The sequence below is a fragment of the Cohnella sp. GCM10020058 genome (assembly GCF_042683485.1).
Lineage (GTDB): Bacteria > Bacillota > Bacilli > Paenibacillales > Paenibacillaceae > Cohnella.
Window position 1 is genome coordinate 717090 of the sequence record NZ_JBHUJV010000017.1, and the last position, 22217, is coordinate 739306.

Sequence of the window (22217 nt, forward strand, 5' to 3'; positions counted from 1 at the left end):
CAACCAATTCGAATCTCGCATGAAAGAGCCGATTCTTTATCCGAATAGGCTCTTTCTATGTATTTAAAATCAATTGCATCTTGTATAAAGAGGTGTGAACTATGATCAAAGTCATCATCGTAGAAGACGAGATGCTCGTGCGAATTGGTCTGAAAAATTCGATCGAATGGGCAAGACTGGGCATGGAGGTCATCGCCGACTTTTCGAACGGGCAGACTGCATGGGATTTCTACCAGCAAGTAAGGCCCGATCTCATCCTGACCGATATCCGAATGCCGAATATGGACGGGATGGAGTTGATCACCCGCATTAGGGAGCACGATGACCAGACCAAGATTATCATCCTGACGGCCTTCGAGGAATTCGACTGGGTGCATAAGGCCATCCGGTTCGGCGTGACCGATTATATCCTCAAGTTCAAGATGTCCATCGACGAGATGGAAAAGGTGTTGCAGAAGGTGCAGGCCGAATTAAAAACGAAAAGCGTCCGATCCGTAACGGAGCCCCAGCACGACCTGTTGAACGCCATCAACCTCAAAGAAAACGCCATGAAGGATTATTTGTCTTACGGGCGCTATTCGGATGCTGAATTCGCCGTTATTACCAAAGAACTGCGCTTCCGTCTGGAGCCGGAGAGGCTGATTCTTTGCGTCATGGCGATCGACAACTTCAGGCAGATGGAAAGCAAATTCAAGGACAGCCACGGCAATTTGATCCGATTCAGCATTCTAAATATGATGAGCGAGCTGCTGGCGGGCTACAACCGGGGAGAGGTCATCTACGAACGGGACGAGAAGTATATACTCGCGTTCAGCTTCCAGGATATCGTCAGCGAATCGAACATTTATCAACAGCTGCAGGACATTCTCTCGCATATCGGCAGCGTCATTAAAACTTACCTCAATGCCTCCGTCACCTTCGGAATCAGTTCCATTCACAACGGTTATTCCGCGCTTAAGCACATGTACGTGGAATGCCTCCGCATGCTCGATTTGAAATTTGTTCTCGGAAACGTATCCTATATCCGTTCTGATCAAATGGGCGCGGACCGCGTGTCTAAAAACGTAGCCATGAAGCTGGACAAAATGATTCGCGAATTGGAGCCGTTTAACGAAAGGTACTTCAAAGAAATCGAAGCCGGCAATCAGTCGCTCTGCCAGCTTGAGCGCAGCTCCAAGCAGGATATTCAGTCGATGATGATTCGCTGGATTCACTGGCCGACCGTGAACCTCAATATTTACGCGGACGACATCTCCAGCATGGCGCTCGACTATGCCGGCCGGATTCATCTCAGCTCGACTTTGGACGACAATATCGCGATTTTTAAGCAATATTTACATGAGGTTCAGTATTATCACGAGAAAAAAAGAGCGATCAGCAAAGAAATTGCCGAGGCGATCAAATATATTCAAGCGCATTACGATCAGGATCTTTCCCTGCAGCAGCTGGCCGACCAGGTGAAGATGAATCCGAGTTACTTAAGCAGGCTGTTCAAGAAGCATCTGCGAACGAGCTTTATCGAATATTTAAATTCTTATCGGATCGATATGGCCAAAAACATGCTGATGAATACCCATTTGAAATCCTATGAGATCGCCGCCAAGACTGGCTATAAGGACGATAGTTACTTCAGTCGGATATTTAAAAGGTTAACCGGCATGCGCCCGCATGAATTCAGGAAGCAATGGTTCGTGGACAGCAGGGAGGAAAGAGACGATGACGCGGATGATGAGACTGTTCAATAGAGCAAACCGATATTCTCTGGCCAATCAGCTGGTCGTCTCGTTCCTGATCATCTTTCTGTTTATCTTCACGATCAGCTCGCTGATCGCTTATTTCGGCATCCTGAATGTACTGAAAAAAAATGCCATCGATACGAATCAACAGCAGTTCAAGCAAAACGATTATAATCTGTCGGTGTTCGTCAACGAGGTGGACCAGGTTTCCAGGCAGCTTTTCCTGGAGGCCGAGCTGCAAAATTTAATCAACTTCAAGAGCATGACCGAGATGGACAGCGTCCTGCAGGTTTCGGCGGCATTCCAATCCTTTACCGAAGCGCTCTCGGATAATAAATTCATCGATTCGATCAGTTATTTTGGCGACAACGGCTTTATGATTCGAACGACCGCGCAAAGAAACGATATTTTATTCGATTCGACCAGTAAAGTGAACGCATTTTATCAAGAACGGCTGTATAGCAAAATGAAGTCGGCTGGGCAAACGCTCGTCTGGTTCGGAGGTTTTACCGACCAGGATTTTAATATCGCGGATACGAAACCGCTGTCCGGCATCGTGGCGAAGCCGATTCACTATATTACCGCCGCGCGCAGTTTTTACTCCAATAACCACTCGGCCACGCTTGTGATCAACATGGATATGAGGTACTTCAACGATATCTACAATCATGCCAACGATATAGAGAATAACGATTTGTATCTGGTCGATGAATCGGGACGAATCGTATCCCATGGGGACGAAGCGAAAATCGGGCAAACGGGTGCCGTCCCCGAACAAGGCTACCATCCCGCGCACGCAAACGATAAGTTCGCCAGCGAAGAACGAAACGGAAAACAGATCATGTCGTACCGTATCAGCGAGATGGACTGGTTCCTTGTGAACGAGATTCCCGTAAGTCTTTTTATCAGCGACATCTTGACCTTGCGGCTCATCGTCGTGACCATGTTTATTTTCAGTTTGGCGTCGGCGGCCCTTCTCTCCGGATACTGGATTCGCAGAATTACGAAGCCGCTCAACAGCTTAACGACCGTCGTCAGGAGAATGGGGCAAGGCAACCTGGGATTAACGCTCGATCTCGATTTAAAGAATGAGCTTGGGATTCTCATTGCGCAATTTAATAAAATGTCCAAGAACATCCAGGACCTGATCGAACAAAAGGAATCGATACAGGAAGAGAAGCGGACGATCGAGATCGGAGCCTTGCAGTCGCAGATTAATCCTCATTTCTTCTATAACACGCTAAATACGATCAAATGGATGGCCATCATGGTCAAGGCCGACAACATCGTGGAAAGCATCACGACTTTAGGCGATTATTTGCAGCCTATGTTTAAGCAGGGCATGCTTTGCTCGATCCGGGAAGAGATGGATTATATCGAAAATTATATCAAGATCATGAATTATCGCATGGCTGGCGGGGTGAAGCTTCATTTTCAGATTGCGCCCGGGGTGATGGATTATCCCATTCTGCGATTTCTGCTGCAGCCTTTGGTCGAAAACGCGATTACCCATGGATTGAGAAATCAAAACGGGGGTGTCATTACCATATCGGCCGCGGAACATAAAAACGAAATCGTCTGGAGCATCTTCGATAACGGCGAAGGCATGTCCGAAACGAAGCTGCAAGAGATCAGGGAGTCGCTCCTTAAAAGCAGCAGCGAGCAATCGAGCGAAAAGAAAGGGATCGGCCTGTACAATACGAATCGCAGAATTCAGCTTCACTTCGGAGACCGTCACACGATAAAAATTCAAAGCGAGCTGCAATGGGGGACCGAATTGAAATTTACGATTCCAAAAGTGCAAAAAACGTAAAGAAAATACAACTTTTTAGAGGGTAAGCAGAAGCTTCATTTTGGTCGTGCAGGTTTGTTGTATTTTTCAATAGAAAGTCCATTTTTAAGCATGAAAGCCCTTTCTATAATAAGAATATAGACAAATTCGAACCAAGGAGAAGAAATCGATGCTATCTAAAAAGAATAGAATCGGGTGGAAATACTTCCTCATCGCCATGCCGTTTATGATTTATGTCATCGCTTTCTACTTCGTACCGTTATTCGGTTGGATCTACTCCTTCTATAATTACAATCCGGCGCTCAGTTTCTCGCAGCTTAAGTTTGTAGGCTTTGACAACTTCATGAAGATGTATAACGAACGCAGCGAGATTTACCGGGTTCTGAAGAACACCTTGGCCATGAGCTTCCTCCTGATCCTGGTCACGCCGCTGCCGTTGATCGCAGCCATTATGATGAATGAAATCAGACATACCAAGTACAAGCGATTTATTCAGACGGTGACGACGCTGCCGAACTTTATAAGCTGGATTGTCGTATTCGCCCTTGCGTTCGCCGTTTTTTCCAGCGATGGTCTCTACTATACGTTGCTGAAAAACCTGCATCTCGACGTACCTGTTATCGGACTCTTAGGCAACAATGGCGCGGCCTGGTTTTTCCAGGCGGGGCTGTACGTCTGGAAGACGATCGGATGGACGATGATCATCTATATGGCCGCGATCGCCGGAATTGACAGCGAGCAGTACGAGGCGGCTCGTATAGACGGGGCAGGCAAGTTCGGTCTGATGCGCCATATTACGATTCCGGGTCTCGCGCCAACATTTTTTGTCCTGCTGCTGCTGCAGATCAGCAATTTGTTGAATAACGGTTTTGATCAGTACTTCGTTTTCTACAACTCGCTTGTCGCAGATAAATTGGATGTGCTCGACTACTACATCTACAAGGTCGGCTGGGCTGTCAGCGACTACTCTTATGCGACTGTCCTGGGAATGGTGAAGTCGCTGCTCGGAATCGCGCTGCTGTTCTCCGTCAACTATCTCTCCAAGAAAACGAAGGGAGAGTCGATTCTGTGATCGGCAAACAACGAGGTTCGCTGGGCGAACGCACATTCGACATTTTTAACTACGTATTTATGGCTTTGTTCTCCTTTATCTGTGTCTACCCGTTCTATTATGTATTTATTTATTCGATCAGCGAACCGAGATTGGCGCAAAAAGGCGTTTATTTTTGGCCGGCAAGCTTGAATATCGACGCTTATGTCAAAGTGTTCAGCCTGAACACGATCCCGCATGCCTTCCTCGTTTCGGTTGAAAAAACATTGCTGTTCACGATATTATGCGTCTATTTTTCGGCGATGCTATCCTACCTTTTCACCAAACATCAGATGCCTTTTCGCAGATTCATGTATCGCATCGTGATCTCGTCGATGTACCTGAATTCGGGCTTGATCCCCTGGTATATCACGATGAAAACGTACGGACTGCGCAATTCCTTTTTGCTCTACGTCCTGCCCGGCATTATTAACGCTTTTTATATCATCCTGATCAAAACCTATATCGAGCAGCTGCCGTCATCGCTTGAAGAGTCGGCGCAGCTGGATGGCGCGGGATTCATGACGGTCTTCAATAAAATTATCTTCCCCTTGTCCAAACCGATTGTTGCAACGGTGGCCGTATATGCCTCGGTCGGCTGCTGGAACACCTGGATCGATAATTACCTGTTGGTCGAGAAAGCGAATCTGCAGACGATTCAAGTCATCTTGTACGGTTACCTGAACGAAGCGCAGAGCATGACGCAGGATCTGGCGGCCATGGCGGCGCATGCAGGGGCGGGCAGGCAGCTCCAGTTTTCGCCGGAGACGATCAAGATGAGCATTACCGTCATCTCGGTGCTTCCGATCATTCTTGTCTATCCGTTCCTCCAAAAGAATTTTATCAAGGGCATCATGCTCGGCGCCGTCAAAGGTTAATGCGGGTATAATGGTTTTTTCTAAAAACCATGTATCAATAGATAAAACAGGAAGTCAATCACTAGGGAGGTTATTCGATGTCAGGGATGAAAAAGAAATCGAGTTTGCTTGCGATGCTAGTCAGCATGTCCCTTCTGGCAGTGACGGCATGTTCCGGCAATAACGCAACGAACAATGCTTCATCCGCACCCGCTTCAAGCGCAGCCCCCGCATCAAGTCAAGCCGCTGCATCCAGCCCGGCATCCAGCGATTCGGCCGGTACGTCCGACTATCCCCAGCTTCCCAGAGATCCGATCACGCTGAAGGTATTTATTGGCGGCTCGGATGCCAACAAGGGCATTTGGAATACTTCGATCGGCAAAGTCATTCAAGAAAAATTCGGCATCACGCTGGACTTCATTACGGGCGACGATGTCAAAGAGAAGACGATGATCGCCGGCGGAGACTTGCCCGACGTCATTACGACCGGCGGATCCGTCAGCGCGTTGGTCGACTCCTTGATCCAAGGCGGCCAGGTTATTCAATTGGATGACCTGATCGACAAGTACGGCCCGAACATTAAAAAAAATACGCCACAGGCGCTGGAAATCATGAAAGCATCCGCAAGCAACAATACAGGTAAAATCTACTTCCTGCCCGTGCGGGTGAACAAGGCAGCAAGCAGCCCTGTGCCGCTTAAGAGCGCGCTTGCCGGATTCTACACCAGATGGGATCTGTATAAAGCCATCGGCGCGCCGGCCATGACGAACGAAGACGACTTCTTGAAGGTCAACAAGGAAATGCAAGACAAGTTCCCCACGACGAAGGACGGCAAAAAAACGTATGCGTTCTCGGCATGGGCGGCGGATCCGTTCCCGTACATCATCTCTTATCCGTTCTCGATGGGCTACAACAACTGGACGGCGAATACGTCGATCAGCGCAACGACCGGCGACATCGTTGACAACTATATCGCGAAGGACGGCGTATTCTGGAACGGCATCAAGTTCTTTAATAAAGCTTACCGCATGGGACTGTTCGATCCGGAAGGCTTCACGCAGAAGATCGAGCAGTACATTGCCAAGCTTAATTCCGGCCAAGTATTCAACTCGGCGGCAAGCTTCTGGATGGGCGGCAACGACCTGGTGACGAATACCGGAAATGCAAATGCGGAACTGCTGCAATTGCCCGGACCGTTCCCTGGTTACATGGCTCTGTATCCGAAAGACGCGCCAGGCGGTAACCTCCTGGGACCGGCTCGCGCCATCACGAAGGCCAACAAATATCCGGAACGCACGATGGAGCTGTTTAATTACCTGAGCGGCGACGAAGGCGGACGATTGCTGTTCACCGGCGTTAAAGGCGTGGATTGGGATGTCGTAGACGGCAAACCGCAATTGATCGGCAAAATGGCGAATACGACCGATCCTGGCTACAACGACTACCTGACGAGCGTAGGTACCGAGAAGCTGAACAAATTGTCCAATCTCCATGAGGCCTGGACGGCAGAAGACGGCTATCCGCTTGATCTGAAGCTCGTCATTGATCCGAGTACCGTCACGCCGGCCGAGAAGGAGCTCGCTCAGCAGTTTGGAGCGGACCTGTACCCGGGCCAAGTTTACGACAAGCTGGTTAAAGATGGAAAAGCCGTCACGGATTCGAAATACTTTGCATTCACCGCATTCGTCAAGCAAATGTCCGAGCCGAATCAACAAATTATGGTGAAGGCGGACCAATACTTCCTGGCGAACGTCGCGAAATTTATTATGGCCAAAGACGACGCAGCCTTCGAAGCCGCCAAGAACAAAGCCGTCGACGATTTCATGGCGATGGGCGTAGACAAAGCTTATGCCGAATTCCACAAGCTGGTCGACGACGCCAAAGCGTTCGTGAAAGAGAACAACCTGGAATAAGATCGGAAGCCATTGACGCAATTGAAAAGGGACTGCCTTTTGGTGGTCCCTTTTCTACTGGTTCGAATGGCCAAGGACTTCTATTGGAGGGAATTCAATGTCCGCAAATTCGACTTCGATCATCGCCGATCGTGACAATATGCGCTTCCAGTACAAATCGGAGCTGTCGATTTATACAGAAAAGCTCATGGAAGGAAGATTGCTTTTCGCCGGGTTTCAGGATAACGGCACCACGATATACGATTACAACGACTTAAAGGATAAACCCGCCTTCGACCTGACGATCGACGGGGAATCCTTGAATGACGGATGGGAATATCGCGATTTCGCATCGAAACGAGATGAACTTGGGAATACGACCGGGACCTTGACGTTAAAGCACGTAAGAAAACCTATTCAGTTAAAAGTAATAACGAGCTGCTGCGGCTTCGGCTTCTTCAGAAGATCGATGGAAATCACGAATCTGTCGGACGATGCGACCGTCGGTTTAACGAGCGTCATCCCATTAAAGGGATGTATTTGGAGCATAACGGATAACGTCGCCGACAATCTGCGGGACGGCACGGTAGCGCCTTATTCCGTCGGGCGATTCAAGGATTTGTATTGGGCGAACGAAGGGAACTTCGCTTGGCAGGATATTCCGGTGAACACCGGCATTTTCTTTAACTCCACCTTCGGCATGAGCGGGCACAGCAGCCCTTTCTTTATACTTCGCAACAATATCAACGGCGGCTATTTCGTCTCCCAGATGGGTTGGTCTGCCAACTGGAAGACGTCCTTCTTCGCCGACTACTTTAACGATAGCCGCCTTCCGAACAAGATCACCTTGAACTTCGAGGTTCAACCGGTTACGGCGTCTCCCGCCAGATTGCTTGCGCCTGGAGAGACGATCGCGGCGCCGGACATGCATTTCGGGATGAGCCATATCGACTTGGATGCGGCGGTCCAAAATCTGCATGCCTATTTGCGGCAATCGGTCCTGCGTCAAGTCGGCGATGGCTTGCAGCCCGTCGTTTACAACCAAGCCGGATATATGGTGCCCACCTATAAGCAGCCGGACATGAGCGAAGAAGGTCTCAAGCACGAGGTCGACATCGCGGCTGAACTGGGCGCGGAGCTATTTATGATTGATGCCGGCTGGTACGGCAACAACGGGCAACAGGGAACGGATTGGGGGAATACGACGGGCGATTGGCACGCTGCGGACATTCTTCCCAACGATCTGTTTCCCGTCTACGAGCATGCGCGTTCAAAGGGCTTGAAGTGCGGTTTGTGGGTTGAAATCGAAACCGCCGGTTCGAAATCGAAGCTCGCCGAAAATCATCCCGACTGGTTCTTATCGAAATACGGCAGCACGTTCCCTAGAGTGCTCGATCTGTCGAAGCCGGAGGTCAAGGATTTTGTGGCGTCCGAAATCGTTCGGCTGGTCGAAAAATATCAATTGGATATGTTCCGCCTGGATTACAATTCAAGCTCAAACGAAGGGGGCTTTAACCTTAAGGAAGGCCGGAACGAGAACACGCATTGGCGGCATATGGAAGCCATTTACGAGATTTTCGAGCGGGTCGGCAGGCAGTTTCCGAACCTCCAGCTCGAGAATTGCGCGAGCGGAGGCGGACGGACGGATATCGGCATCGTCAGCCGGTTTACGACGACTTGGGTTTCCGATTGGTTCAAGATGCCGCGGACGGTGCGAATCTTAAACGGCATGAGCATGGCTCTCCCGCCTGAATATATCAACAGGTCATACTCGCCGGGGATGGAAGGGAACTTGGACACCCAAATGCACGTGACGATATTGGGGCATCCGATGTTGTGCGGGGTTACCCCTTCGCTTGCGGCAGCGAGTCCCGCCATGATGGCTTGCGTCAAAAAATATGTCGACATTTACAAAAATTTCATTCGGACCTTCCACCGGACGGCAAAAGTCTACCATCATACGCCGGTCATCCCAGGCGCCGACGGTACGGGGTGGGCCGCGCTGGAGTACGTGTCGGAAGACCGAAAAAAAGCCGTGGCGACCGTGTTCCGGCTAATCAATGCGGATGAAGATCGCTACGCCTTAAAATTCAAAGGACTCGACAAGGGCGCGAGCTATCGCGTGCGGTTTGAGCCGGAAGGAAGCGAGTTCGTTGTCGGCGGTTACGAATTGTCGAGACAAGGACTCGCGATCGAGCTGGACACGGCTTTAACTTCGCAAATGATATTACTGACCAAAGCCGAGCGATGAACCGGCGAGCAGGGGGCTATTCATGTTAACAAGTTTTTCGGGCCTGGCGGTCGTACCTACGAAGCCGGCATCCATGAACGTAATCGTCGAACCTGGACGCATCGCGACGGGCAATCGGGTCATCGAGCTGGCCGAAGCCGCAACGGTATGTATTCGCGTGGCCGGACAAAGGCGGTATAACGACCAACGCTACCGGATCGTTGGCGAAGGCACGGCTTCCCCGAGCGGCTGGAACGGCGAAAATATTCGCGGCACCGCGGGGATGCCTTACCAGCGCATGGTTCCCGGTTCGCTGCAGGTGTACGCAAAGGACCGCGGGAAGCGATACGTGTCTGAAGCCGATTATACGCAAGACAGCTACTGGGGGACCATCAAGCGCCATCCGCAGGGGAAGATCGGCGTCGATGAAGAGCTTTCCATCGATTACGCCGTATGGCTGTGCAGATATGACGCCATCGTCCTGCTTGATGACGGCACGATCCGCGTTGTCGAAGGGGACAGCGAAGCGCCGGAGTCTCGCGAGCTGCTGCTGCCCGAGCCGCCGGCGGTGGATAAGGGGGTTGTGCTGGCCCATGTTTTCACGGGCTGGGGCCAATCTTGCATCTATGGCGGAGGGAGCGCGGTCGACGCGGATCGCGCGTCGTCTTCCGCGTCGGAGCATCCGCTGCCGGTCGTGACGGGACGATACGAGGACATGACAGAACGTACCTACGTGGTCGAGGTTCGCGCTGCAGATGGCGATTCGTCGGCATCCTATCAAGTCAAAATCGGGACGACGGGAGAGGACTACGGCACGGGCGCCTCCTTCACGTTAGATCACTTGCGATGGACGGAAGCCATGCCTCTGCCGCAAGATCGGAAGCTGCCGCTGCTGCTGCAATCCGCCTACCGGTATCCGGTAAGCTGGGGGCTGGAGCTTGATTTTTCCCCATCGGTGGCGGATGCCGATGTCGACTTGTCAGGCGCGTACCGGGTTACCGCCTATCCGGAAATGATATTCGATCGAAGACCGGCGCTTAACGGAAGCGATCCGCTGGACGCGGTTCCGTTGGAGCAGCGCGAGCATCTGGACGGCTTCAGGAAAAAAGCCGCAGCCGGCGATCCGGTACGCATCGCGTTTTTCGGCGCCAGCAACGCGCGTCACGGATTATGGCCCGCGCAAGTCGTTCGGGCGCTAAGGAAGGCCTATCCGCAGACGGCGATCTCAACCTCAGTCATTGCCTACGGCGGGGAGGAGATGCGTCACGGCAGGCATCGGTTCCACCATGAAGTATTAAGCGTAGCGCCCGACTTAATCGTTATGGAGTATTTCATCAACGACGTATGCCATGGCCATCCGGAGGAGACCGAGGAAGCCGCCCGTTATCTTTTGCAAAGCATCCGGGAGTCGGGCATTCCATGCATTCTCCTGACGAATAACGGCGCCAACCCGCTATTCTCCAGAAACGGCTCATCAAGGAGCTTTCAGCAATTCCACGACCTGTATCGCGGCTTGGCTGCCGAATACCAAGTGGCTTTTGTAGGAGGCTACAGCTACTTCAAGAACCTCCACAAGTTCGGCAAGTATTTCATAACGGAGCTTAAAGGCAATATGGTCAACCATCCCTATGGGCTTGTCGATCAGAACTGGGGACTGTTCGATCGCGTGTTCAGCGGCGCTATATTAAAAATACTCCTATAGGCGCAAAATGCGGCTACGGATGGGCTGGAGGAGCCGGTTATGGACCATCAAACGATAAAAGAATCGATCCGGACCGTCAAAGCGTTTAGGACGATGCTGCTTGGCGACCGTTACCGTCCCGGCTATCACTTTGCCACTCCCGAGGGCTACGGATTGCCGGGCGACCCGAACGGCGCTTTTTATGCGAACGGCAGATACCATCTGATGTATCTCTATGAAAACTGCTCGAGCACGACCGGCGCTTTTAATTGGGGGCATATTTCGAGCCACAATCTGGTCCATTGGCGCCACCACCCGGATGCGTTGGTTCCGAGCCACGGTGATAACGGCGCTTTTAGCGGCGGGGCTTTCGTCGATGACGACGGCACCGCGTATCTTTCTTATTCGAGCCTCGCGACGGACATAAAGACGATGTCCGGCGGCGGCGTCGGGATTGCCAGGAGCTCCGACCGACACTATGAACAGTGGGAAAAATTCGATGCGCTGGCTATTCAAAGCACGGTAAACGGCATTACGGAGGTTGTCGGCAAAAACGGCGACATCGTGTATGCGGGGAGCTGCGATCCAAGCAACATTTGGAAAAAAGACGGCGTGTATTATATGCAAACCGGGAATTTATGCGTGCTGGACGATTACGGAAAATCGGCGGATTCTCCGCTTGAGGCGCGAGGAGACTGGACGGATTTATTCCGATCGGCGGATTTGAAAAACTGGGAATACGCTGGCCGTTTTTATGAAAGAGACCGTTCGAACCGATGGACGCAGGAATCCGAAGACGCCATGTGCGCGAGCTTTTTCCCGCTGCCGCTGACCGGACAAGGCGGGGCGCCGAGCGGCAAATACCTGCAGCTGTTCATCTCGCATAACAAGGGCTGCCAATATTATATCGGCGAATACAGCGAGAATAGGTTCTTGCCGGAAAGTCACGGACGCATGACATGGGTAGACAGGGTGTTCTGCGCGCCGGAAGCGTTGATGGACGATAAAGGCCGACAGATCGTATGGGTATGGCTCATCGATAATCTGGAGGACGAATCCGGCTTCGGGTGGTCCGGCGTGTACAGCTTGCCTAGAACCGTGTGGTTGGGCGAGGACGAGACGCTGCGGATGGCGCCGGTAGACGAGCTCGCGATGCTAAGATATAACGCCAAAGCCTTTCCGGCCATCGAACTCTCCTCAGGAGAACAGCTGGAGCTGGACGGAATAAACGGCGAATCTTCCGAAATCAAGCTGACGATCACACCCGGGAACGCCCGGAAGTCCGGTCTGAAGGTGCGCACTTCCCCGGACGAAGCGGAAGTCACGCTGCTCTATTACGATGCCGAGACGGAAGAGCTCGTCTTTGACTCGACGCGCAGCGGCGCCGGCGGCTGGAAGGCGAGGGAAGCCGCTCCGTTTCAATTGAAAGATTCCGAACGACTCGAATTTTCGGTCTATATCGATAAAGGCGTGATCGAAATTTTCGCCAATGAGCGACAAGCGATCGCAAGACGGGTTTATCCGGAAAGATCGGACAGCACGGGCGTCTACCTCTTCAGCGAGGGAGGTACGGCTATCTTCGAGACGATTGAGGTCTGGGAAATGATGCCGTCGAATCCCTATTAAACGGACGCAAAAGGAGGAGAACGGGAATGAGAATTTTGGCTATCGGCGCACACCCGGACGATGTGGAATGCTGCGTAGGCGGTACGTTGGCGAAGTACGCGGCGCGCGGCGATGAAGTGACGGTCATGGTGGCGACCAACGGAAACGTCGGCTCGCCTACGCTTACGAAGGAAGAAATCGCGGCCGTTCGCAAAAAAGAGGCGCAAGCCGCAGCGGATGTCATCGGCGCCGATTTGATCTGGCTTGATTACGACGACGAGTTTTTGTTCCATGACCGCGAATCCCGAATGACCTTTATCAATGCGATCCGTCAAGCGAATCCGGACGTCATGTTCGTGCACAGTCCCAACGATTATCATCCCGACCACCGCGTTTGCTCGGAAATATCGATCGACTGCCGTATACCGGTGACCGTGCCGCTCATCGTCACGGAATATCCGGCGATGACCAAAGTGCCGCATGTGTTCTTATACGAAAACGTAGGCGCCGTCGATTTTCAGCCCGAGGCTTATGTGGATATTACCGATACGTTCGAGGCCAAATCGCAAATGCTCAAATGCCATGAAAGCCAGGACGTCTGGATGCAGCATGTGTACGGCGCCGATATCGTCGCGAACATGGTCAGAATCGCCTCCATGCGCGGTCTTGCCCCGGGCTATAAATACGCGGAAGGCTTCCGCAGCCTGCCGTTGTTTCCGATCCCGGGAAGTCCGCATCTGCTTCCGTAAGACGCAGCAAACAACAAAATGACCGGAGGTTCGCGATGAGCATATCGTTCGATTTATCCACGATCTTTCAAGCTTCGACCGCCGTGTCCCGCTCGATCTCCGCCGAGAATCCCACCGGGGAGAAGGGCAAAGGCGCGATGGCGGCGCCGAGTCCGGACGGACCGGCGTCGGCCATGGGCATCGGGTGGAAGGCGCGTCCTTATATAACGGTCAAGGGCGGAGAAACGGTCGTGCTGGCCGATATTGAAGGGCCGGGCATCGTTATGCATATTTGGATGACGCTCGGCGGCGAGAAGTTTTTTCGAGATCTGGTGCTGCGCTTCTACTGGGACGGCGAAGAGGAGCCGTCGGTCGAGGTGCCTTACGGAGATTTCTTCTGCAACGGCTGGGGGGTGCCGGTCAACGTGGTGTCCGAGCCGGTCAACGTGAATCCGCTGGGCGGCTTCAACGGCTACTGGCCGATGCCGTTCCGGCGCTCGGCGCGCATCACGGTCGAGAATACGCGTCGGGTCGATCTCGAGATGCTGTTCTACCAGATCGATTATGCGCTTGCGGAAGTTCCCGAGGACAGCACGTATTTCCATGCACAGTGGCGCAGGCAGAACCCGATTCCGCGGGGAACGGAATATACGATCGTGGACGGCATTTCCGGCAAAGGCCGGTTCGCCGGCGTCTATCTGGCTTGGGAGCAGCGCCATAACCGCTGGTGGGGTGAAGGCGAGGTCAAGTTCTATATCGACGGGGACACGCAGTTCCCTACGTATTGCGGGACGGGCTTAGAGGATTATTTCGGCGGGGCCTGGGGCTTCTTCACGAACGATCAGCAGGCATACGAGATGTACAGCGCGCCTTATCTCGGCTACCATCAATTGATCAAGCCGGACGGCTTCATGTCGGCCTGCATGCGGCACGGCCTGTACCGCTGGCATATTCGCGATCCGATTTTGTTCGGGGCGGACTTTAAGGCGACCGTTCAGCCGCTGGGCTGGCAGGTCGACGCCGAGGACAAACAAAAGTATTTGCACCTGCAGGACGACGTGGCATCCACGGCGTTTTGGTACCAGTCGGAACCGCATGCGGCGTTTCCGCCGCTCCCGGACCGGGATTCGCGGGATGTTACCGTGAAGTAACAGCCGAGGATGCAGCGGCGGGATCGAATCGGGCGTACCTGCACAAATTCGGGCGCTCCCGGGCCAATCGCCTGCTCTAGTGCAGGCGATGCCACCGATTCGGGCGCTCCCGGGCCAATCGCCTGCTCTAGTGCAGGCGATGCCACCGATTCGGGCGCTACCGGACCAATCGCCTGCTCTAGTGCAGGCGATGCCACCAATTTGGGCGCTACCGGGCCCATCGCCTAACCTAGAGCAGGCGATGCCACCGATTCAGGCGCCTTCGCGCCTATCGCCTGCTCTAGTGCAGGCGATGCCACCGATTCGGGCGCCTTCGCGCCTATCGCCTGCTCTAGTGCAGGCGATGCCACCAATTCGGGCGCTCCCGGGCCCATCGCCTAACCTAGAGCAGGCGATGCCACCGATTCGGGCGCTACCGGGCCAATCGCCTGCTCTAGTGCAGGCGATGCCACCAATTCGGGCGCTCCCGGGCCCATCGCCTAACCTAGAGCAGGCGATGCCACCAATTTGGGCGCTACCGGACCAATCGCCTGCTCTAGTGCAGGCGATGCCACCGATTCGGGCGCTACCGGACCAATCGCCTGCTCTAGTGCAGGCGATGCCACCGATTCAGGCACTCCCGGGCCAATCGCCTGCTCTAGTGCAGGCGATGCCACCGATTCGGGCGCCCGAATTGATCGCCTAACCTAGTGCGGCGATGCCACCAATTTGGGCGCTCCCGGGCCCATCGCCTAACCTAGAGCAGGCGATGCCACCGATTCGGGCGCTCCCGGGCCCATCGCCTGCTCTAGTGCAGGCGATGCGGCCAAATCCGACGCTCTCGCACGCCTCGCCACTCAAAATTAGCGGCCAGGTTACCCATTTCAAACCGCTACTTTAAAATCGAGCAAAACAGGAGTGAAAAAAATGAAGCTGCAATATAGCATGGCGCACGAGCCCTTGCTGGACACCGCCACGCGGGATGACCTGATCGCGAATATCAAAAACGCCGGCATCGAGAAGATTTGGATCGCCGGATTTTTCTCCGGCAAGATGGTCGACATCGAGGAGCTGAAGGAGGCCAAGGCGTTCGCAGAGCTGCACGGCCTTGAGGTCGGCGCGGTCACGATCCCGATCGGACACCCCGGCAACGCGCTGAATCCGGACGACCCCGATCTGGATCTGGAGATCCCCAAGCATTGGCATTACCGGGTCGATATCCATGGCGAAACCGTCTATTATTGCGGAGCCATCGATAAGTGTCTGATCGAGGACAACGGGAAGGCGGCCAAGCATCTGCGCGATGCGGGCTTCAAGGAAGTATTCCTGGACGACGATCTGCGAGCCGGCAACTTCAACGAATTTATAGAAGGCTGTTACTGCGACGCTTGCGTAGCGGAATTCAATCGCACCTACGGCCGTCAGGAAACGAGAGAATCGTTGCTGGTCGAAATCACGCAAAATCGGAACACGGCCATCATGAAGGACTGGGTTGCGTTCCAGTGCGTCAAAGTAACGGACGTCGTGAAGGCAACGGATATCGAAGGCGTTCAGCCCGGTATTATGGTGATGCATTTCGGAGACGAGCGGCATGGGATCGACATGCCTTCAATTCGCGAGCAGATTCCCGACACGCTCTTCCGGGTGGGGGAGTACCAATTCAACGATACGAGATTCTCGGCTCCTCATGCAAAAGCAGAAGAACTGCTTGGCATTCTGTATCACTTGAGCTTTATAGATAAGAAATTCGCTTACAGCGAATCGACGATTTTTCCGCCGCGCTCATTAAAGGAGCACAATCTGGTCTATAAAGCGAAGCTGGCCATTACCGCCGGCCTTGAGAACGTGCTGTTCATGAGCGGCACCTGGGTGCTGGAAGCGAGCTACTGGCATGCGATCGCGGACGCGCTGCCTGTATTGCGCGAGCTGGACCAAGCGACCGCAAACGTGCCGAGAGCATTTCCGGTGCATCTGGCTTACGGCACGCATGGCGCATTCGCGGAAGCATTTGTCCCGACCAGTCTGCCGCTGCTGGCGGGATTGCCGGTCAAGGCCGTTCGCGCGGACCAGAGCGGAGAAGACGGAGAGCTGCTGTTGTTTTTCGGCGATTATCGGTTGAGCGAACAATGGCTGGCGCAGCTGCCCAGATATAAGCAAGTCGTATTTGACCAAGCGGCAGCCAAAAAAAACAAGGATCTGCTGGAACAGCTGCAGCTTGCCGCAACCAGCATTGTCATTTGGGATCAACCAGCGACGGCAAGACCTTCCGCAGAGCAACTTTCTTTGCTGCAGCGGCTGATTGCTCAAGGCTCCTGGGATTTCCCGCGGTTCGTTGAGGGGAATCAGGTCGGCCTGGTATGGCTCAAGGACGGCGGCAAGTGTATTTTGTTTAATCTGCTGGAAACGGAAAACCAGGGGATTGTCCAATGGGCAGACCGCTGTTATTCCGTTCAGCTCTCGCCCTTGTCCTTTGCGATTCTTGACGATGCGGGCGTCTTAACGACTTACGATACGGCGATCGCGCTTTAAGGGAAGGGTGGTGCTGCAGATGCAAAAGAAGATATGGCAATGGACGGGAACCAATACGATGGCGTCAAGCGTTATCGGGCGCGAGGAACCGGGCAGCGGCCACGTCGAGATCCGCATTCTGTCGATCGGCATTTGCGGCACGGATCTGCATATCATGAGCGGCCACGCCGGCTTCGGCACGCCGCCGCTGGCGCTCGGCCATGAATTGGCCGGCATCGTGGAGCGTATCGGCGACGGCGTTGGAGGTTGGCAGCCTGGCGACCGCGTCTGCATCGATCCGCTGACCGGCTGCGGCGTTTGCCACGAATGCCGGAACGGCAACAAGCACCGCTGCTCGGATGCAGGCGAGATCGGGCTGCAATTCCCGGGCGGCTGGCAGGAGTATCTGGTCGTCCCCGCCGTCAACCTGTACCGGCTGCCCGACAACGTCAGCTTGGCGGAAGCGACCCAGGCGGAGACGCTGCATTGCTGCCTGGGCGGCATCGATAAACTGGATATTCGCCTTGGACAGCATGCCGCCGTGATCGGGGACGGTCCGACTGGCCTCTACTATGTGCAGCTGTTAAAAGCGGCAGGCGCAAGCAAGGTCACGCTGATCGGCATGCGCGACAATCGTCTTGCGCTCGGTCGCAAGCTAGGCGCGGATGCCGCGGTTAACCTGCGGTCAGAAGCCCTGGATGCCGAGGATCCGCTTCCGGCGGCGGAAACCCAGCATATCGTCATCGATGCGGCAGGCAACGAGGCTTCCTTGAAGCTCGGCATCGAGCTGCTTCGAAGAGGTGGACAACTACTGCTCTTCGGATTGCCGGGCCATCCCGTCCAGGTGGACATTCAGGCAGCGGTGCTGAAGGAATTAACCTTGATGGGCTCGACGAACGCGCCGCAAGTATGGCCGCGCGTCATCGAGATGATCGCTTCCGGCAGTGTGAAGGTGAGCCCGATGATTACGCATCATTACAGCTTCGACGAACTGGATCAAGCGATTGCATTCGCGCGGAACGAACCGGATGAAGCGATCAAAATTATCGTCAATCACGAATAGGAGGAAATCGCCATGAAAATCGTCGCCGTCCATACGAAAGCAATTAAAATCCCCTTTTTTAAAGGTGAAAAATGGTCCGGAGGGACAAGGTACAGCGCGCCTTCGCTGATCGTGCAGATCGAGACGGACGAAGGCTTGATCGGAATCGGCGAGTCGGTCGGACCGACGATCCCGGTCATCCAATCCGTCGTGGACAAGGAGTTCGCCCCGTTCGTCATCGGCCGCGATCCGATGGAGCTGGAATCGATCCTTCACCGGCTCGAGGAATATTGCGTCAACTGGAAGCAGATCGGCAATTACGGCCTGGCCGGCATCGAGATGGCGCTGCTCGACCTGCGCGGCAAAATCCTGAACACGCCCGTCTACAACCTGTTGGGCGGCAAGGTGAAGCAGGAAGTGGCGTTCTCGGGCTACATCTTTATCGACAAGCCTGAAGTCAACGCCGAAGAAGCACGCAAGTTCGCTGCAGCGGGCTACACAGAACTGAAGCTGAAGGTCGGACGCGACATCGACCTGGATACGAAGCGGGTCAAAGCCGTGCGCGAAGCGGTCGGCCCCGCGATGAAGATCCGCATCGACGCCAACCAGAACTGGAGCGTGCCGACGGCGATCAAGGCGATCCGCAAGATGGAGAAATACGACCTGCAAATGGTCGAGCAGCCGACGCGCTTCGACGACGTGGACGGCATGGCCGCCGTCGCGCGCGCCGTCGACGTGCCGATCATCGCGGACGAAGGCTGCGCCACATACGAGGATGCCTTGCGGTTGATCGACAAGCGCGCCTGCGCCTGCTTCCTTGTCTATCCGTCCGAGGCCGGCGGCATTCTGAAGGCCAGACAAATCGTCGATCTGGCCAACCACGCAGGCGTCTGGTGCGCCACGGGAAGCTGGGCGGAGACGGGCATCGGCACGCTCGGAAACGTGCACATGGTCGCGTCCTCGCGGAACTTCCCGTTTGCGAACGATACCCATCTGAAATTTATGAAGGGCGACTTGCTACGAGAGGAGCTTGTGTTCAACGAAGGGAAAATAACGGTTCCCGACCGCCCGGGCTTCGGCATCGATCTGGACATTACGAAGCTGAACCATTACGGAACGGACTTCGAACGCGAGATGGTGTTCTACGATCCGCAGGATCCCCAATTCCAGCCGCGGATCGGTCAATTGCTCTGAGGCTTAACTTTTTCAATGGGGGCGGACCTATGAACAACGTCATCCTGACGAATCTCAAGACGGAATACTTGTACAACCCGCTGGGCATCGATACGCCGCGCCCAAGATTGAGCTGGATGATTAAAACCGAGTCGAGGGGATTTATCCAATTCGCTTATCAAATCCTCGTCTCCTCCGGTCGGCAGCAGCTCGTTGAAGAGTCCGCGTTCGTCTGGGATTCGGGGAAGGTGAGTTCGGCGCAATCCGTCTTCGTGCCCTATAACGGGACTGCGCTATTGTCCAATGAACGCTATTATTGGAAAGTTCGCGTGTGGGATCGGGATGACCATCCGTCCGATTGGAGCGAAATAAGCGAGTGGTCCGTGGGGCTGCTGAGCATAAGCGACTGGAAAGCGAATTGGATCGGCGAGGTTTTTAAACCCGTGGATGGCCATCGCGAAGTCAGCTTCTTCCGCAAGTCCGTTACGATCGAAAAACCGGTGAAGAGCGCGACGTTATTCGCGACGGCTTTCGGCGCGATCGAGCTCAGCATCAATGGCAGCCGCGTCGGGGAGGACTACTTTGCGCCGGAATGGACCGACTACCAGACCAGGGTGCATTACAGGACTTACGATGTCACTGCTTTGCTGCGCGAAGGCTCGAATGCAGTCGGAAGTATTCTCGGAGAGGGATGGTATAGCGGTCATATTGCCTGGTACGGAAAAAACCTTTATGGCGAGGCGCTCCGGTTTATGCTGCAGCTTTCCATCCGATACGAAGACGGAACGGAGGACACGATCGTCTCGGATGCCTCGTGGAAGGAGAGCAAGGGACCGATTCTGTACTCGGACTTCCTCATGGGCGAGCGCTACGACGCCAGACTGGAGCATGGCGGGTGGAATGAAGCTGACTTTGACGATTCGGCATGGCGAAGCCCGCATGTGTACGGCGATTTCAAAGGATGGATCACAGCCCAGGCGAGCCCGCCGATCCGAGTGATGGAAGAGAAGGAGCCGATTGCGGAGCGGAAGCTGGCGTCGGGAGCGCAGCTGATCGATCTCGGCCAGAATATGGTCGGTTGGGTTCGAATCGGGGTGACCGGCGAGCGGGGTTCCAAGGTTACCTTGCGCTATGCGGAAATATTGGACCAGGATGGCTCCATCTACACGGATAATTTGCGGACGGCTAAACAAACGGATACGTATACCCTCAAAGGCGAGGGGGAGGAAATATACGAGCCCAAGTTTACTTTCCACGGATTCAGATATGTGGAGATTGTCGCGTCCGATGATGTGACGGTGACGCAAATCACCGGACGCATCATCCACAATGCGATGAAGTCGACGGGCAAGCTTGTCACTTCAGATAAGGGCGTCAATCAGTTATTCAGCAACATCTTTTGGACGCAGCGCGCTAACTTTATAAGCGTCCCGACCGATTGTCCGCAGCGGGACGAGCGAATGGGATGGACCGGAGATGCGCAGATCTTCTCCCGCACCGCTTCGTATAACATGGACGTTGCCGGTTTTTTCGCGAAGTATATGACCGATATCGTGGATGCGCAGCGGAAAACGGGGGCATTTACCGATACGGCGCCATTTCTCAAAGGATTTTCGGACTGGTGCACGTTCGTCGCTTCCGCGGGTTGGGCCGACGCAGGCGTCATCATCCCTTGGACGATGTACAGCGTCTATGAAGATCGAAGGATCGTCGAAGACCATTACGAGGCGATGGCCGCCTGGATGGACTTCCTGATCAAGATGAATCCGAGCCTGCTGCGCACGGATACCCAGTATTACGGAGACTGGTTATCCCTCAACGCAAACACGCCGATGGACTTGTTCGCTACCGCCTACTTTGCTTATTGCGCCAAGCTCATGGCAGCCATGTCGGAGGCGGTCGGGAAAAAGGAGCAAGCCGCCTCGTACGCCGAACTTTTTGAACGAATCCGATCTCGATTCAACGAAACCTTTGTCGGGGAAGACGGACGAATCGCGGGAGAGACACAAACCGGTTATGCGATGGCGCTCTTCATGGAGCTGCTTCCCGATGAATCAAGAGCGAAGGCCGCGGCCCATCTGGTCGCGGATATCGAGCAGCGCGGCTGGCATATTACGACAGGAATTCACGGCATTAAATATTTGCTGCCCGTCTTATGCGAAGCAGGCTACGAGGAAGTCGCCTACCGCCTGCTGCTTCAAGATACGTATCCTTCCTGGCTGTACTCCATTCGCAACGGAGCGACGACGATCTGGGAGCGCTGGGACGGCTGGACCGAGGAGACAGGGTTCCAGACGCCGGGCATGAATTCGTTCAACCATTATGCGCTTGGCGCGGTAGGGGAATGGATGTTCCGATACATGGGCGGGATCGACAAGGCTTCCGGAATCCCCGGTTACAAGCACATTCAGATCCGGCCCTTCATGAACGCCCGTCTCGCATCCGTGGATTGCGAATATGAAAGCAGCTACGGCACGATCCGGAGCCGCTGGTCGATCGAAGACGGCTTCGCCGAGCTTCAGGTGACGATTCCGCCGAATACGCAGGCGGACATTCATATTCCGTTCATCGACGGGGAGCAAGTTTATGAGGGCGGCATGCCTTTACATGACGGGACGAACGACCGGACTGACGCATCCGTAATCGTTCTTGGCATCGTCGGGCAAAAACGAGTCGTGCAGGTCGGGTCCGGCGAATACCATTTCCGAACTCGTTTTCATTCCAAAGGGGCAGGGCAATTGGAGGCGTAACGC

Annotated in this window: 14 protein-coding genes; all 14 read left to right on the forward strand. The window is 54.2% G+C overall.

Features of this window, described 5'->3' with window-relative positions:
- The first annotated feature begins 101 nt into the window (after nt 1–101).
- Nucleotides 102–1745 (forward strand): response regulator, encoded by a 1644-nt coding sequence (locus ACFSR7_RS30525; RefSeq protein WP_378168132.1) that lies wholly within the window; start codon nt 102–104, stop codon nt 1743–1745.
- Entirely contained in the window at nt 1717–3549 is a 1833-nt protein-coding gene (locus ACFSR7_RS30530; protein ID WP_378168133.1) for a cache domain-containing sensor histidine kinase, read from the forward strand. The genes ACFSR7_RS30525 and ACFSR7_RS30530 overlap by 29 nt, the downstream gene beginning before the upstream one ends.
- Before the next feature lie 148 nt (nt 3550–3697).
- Entirely contained in the window at nt 3698–4600 is a 903-nt protein-coding gene (locus ACFSR7_RS30535; protein ID WP_282908752.1) for an ABC transporter permease subunit, read from the forward strand.
- A complete protein-coding gene (locus ACFSR7_RS30540) occupies nt 4597–5496 on the forward strand; it encodes a carbohydrate ABC transporter permease (RefSeq protein ID WP_378168134.1) in 900 nt (299 codons plus the stop codon). Before ACFSR7_RS30535 ends, ACFSR7_RS30540 begins: the two co-directional genes overlap by 4 nt.
- A 77-nt stretch (nt 5497–5573) precedes the next feature.
- Complete coding sequence (locus ACFSR7_RS30545) at nt 5574–7388, forward strand: type 2 periplasmic-binding domain-containing protein (protein WP_378168135.1); 1815 nt, start codon at nt 5574–5576, stop codon at nt 7386–7388.
- 97 nt (nt 7389–7485) lie between these two features.
- Nucleotides 7486–9618, forward strand: coding sequence for an alpha-galactosidase (locus ACFSR7_RS30550; protein WP_378168136.1), 2133 nt, complete (start codon nt 7486–7488; stop codon nt 9616–9618).
- Nucleotides 9619–9640: 22 nt separating this feature from the next.
- Nucleotides 9641–11299, forward strand: coding sequence for an SGNH/GDSL hydrolase family protein (locus tag ACFSR7_RS30555; protein WP_378168137.1), 1659 nt, complete (start codon nt 9641–9643; stop codon nt 11297–11299).
- 39 nt (nt 11300–11338) lie between these two features.
- Complete coding sequence (locus ACFSR7_RS30560) at nt 11339–12904, forward strand: glycoside hydrolase family 32 protein (RefSeq protein WP_378168138.1); 1566 nt, start codon at nt 11339–11341, stop codon at nt 12902–12904.
- A 26-nt stretch (nt 12905–12930) separates the two neighbouring features.
- Entirely contained in the window at nt 12931–13632 is a 702-nt protein-coding gene (locus ACFSR7_RS30565) for a PIG-L deacetylase family protein (protein ID WP_378168139.1), read from the forward strand.
- A gap of 35 nt (nt 13633–13667) precedes the next feature.
- Nucleotides 13668–14762, forward strand: a complete 1095-nt coding sequence (locus tag ACFSR7_RS30570) for a glycoside hydrolase family 172 protein (protein WP_378168140.1) — start codon at nt 13668–13670, stop codon at nt 14760–14762.
- Nucleotides 14763–15668: 906 nt separating this feature from the next.
- Nucleotides 15669–17270, forward strand: coding sequence for a hypothetical protein (locus ACFSR7_RS30575; protein ID WP_378168141.1), 1602 nt, complete (start codon nt 15669–15671; stop codon nt 17268–17270).
- A gap of 19 nt (nt 17271–17289) precedes the next feature.
- Nucleotides 17290–18312: a zinc-dependent alcohol dehydrogenase gene (locus ACFSR7_RS30580; protein ID WP_378168142.1), complete on the forward strand. Its 1023-nt coding sequence runs from the start codon at nt 17290–17292 to the stop codon at nt 18310–18312.
- A gap of 12 nt (nt 18313–18324) precedes the next feature.
- Nucleotides 18325–19485, forward strand: coding sequence for a mandelate racemase/muconate lactonizing enzyme family protein (locus ACFSR7_RS30585; protein ID WP_378168143.1), 1161 nt, complete (start codon nt 18325–18327; stop codon nt 19483–19485).
- A gap of 29 nt (nt 19486–19514) precedes the next feature.
- A complete protein-coding gene (locus tag ACFSR7_RS30590; RefSeq protein ID WP_378168144.1) occupies nt 19515–22214 on the forward strand; it encodes an alpha-L-rhamnosidase in 2700 nt (899 codons plus the stop codon).
- The last annotated feature ends 3 nt before the right edge of the window (nt 22215–22217 follow it).

What these genes read in the sequence shown, in the direction of transcription:
- ACFSR7_RS30575 (WP_378168141.1), top strand. Translation starts at nt 15,669, where the DNA reads ATGAAGCTGCAATATAGCATGGCGCACGAGCCCTTGCTGGACACCGCC.
- ACFSR7_RS30560 (WP_378168138.1), top strand. Translation starts at nt 11,339, where the DNA reads ATGGACCATCAAACGATAAAAGAATCGATCCGGACCGTCAAAGCGTTT.
- ACFSR7_RS30580 (WP_378168142.1), top strand. Translation starts at nt 17,290, where the DNA reads ATGCAAAAGAAGATATGGCAATGGACGGGAACCAATACGATGGCGTCA.
- ACFSR7_RS30555 (WP_378168137.1), top strand. Translation starts at nt 9,641, where the DNA reads ATGTTAACAAGTTTTTCGGGCCTGGCGGTCGTACCTACGAAGCCGGCA.
- ACFSR7_RS30535 (WP_282908752.1), top strand. Translation starts at nt 3,698, where the DNA reads ATGCTATCTAAAAAGAATAGAATCGGGTGGAAATACTTCCTCATCGCC.
- ACFSR7_RS30530 (WP_378168133.1), top strand. Translation starts at nt 1,717, where the DNA reads ATGACGCGGATGATGAGACTGTTCAATAGAGCAAACCGATATTCTCTG.
- ACFSR7_RS30545 (WP_378168135.1), top strand. Translation starts at nt 5,574, where the DNA reads ATGTCAGGGATGAAAAAGAAATCGAGTTTGCTTGCGATGCTAGTCAGC.
- ACFSR7_RS30585 (WP_378168143.1), top strand. Translation starts at nt 18,325, where the DNA reads ATGAAAATCGTCGCCGTCCATACGAAAGCAATTAAAATCCCCTTTTTT.
- ACFSR7_RS30565 (WP_378168139.1), top strand. Translation starts at nt 12,931, where the DNA reads ATGAGAATTTTGGCTATCGGCGCACACCCGGACGATGTGGAATGCTGC.
- ACFSR7_RS30550 (WP_378168136.1), top strand. Translation starts at nt 7,486, where the DNA reads ATGTCCGCAAATTCGACTTCGATCATCGCCGATCGTGACAATATGCGC.
- ACFSR7_RS30570 (WP_378168140.1), top strand. Translation starts at nt 13,668, where the DNA reads ATGAGCATATCGTTCGATTTATCCACGATCTTTCAAGCTTCGACCGCC.
- ACFSR7_RS30525 (WP_378168132.1), top strand. Translation starts at nt 102, where the DNA reads ATGATCAAAGTCATCATCGTAGAAGACGAGATGCTCGTGCGAATTGGT.
- ACFSR7_RS30590 (WP_378168144.1), top strand. Translation starts at nt 19,515, where the DNA reads ATGAACAACGTCATCCTGACGAATCTCAAGACGGAATACTTGTACAAC.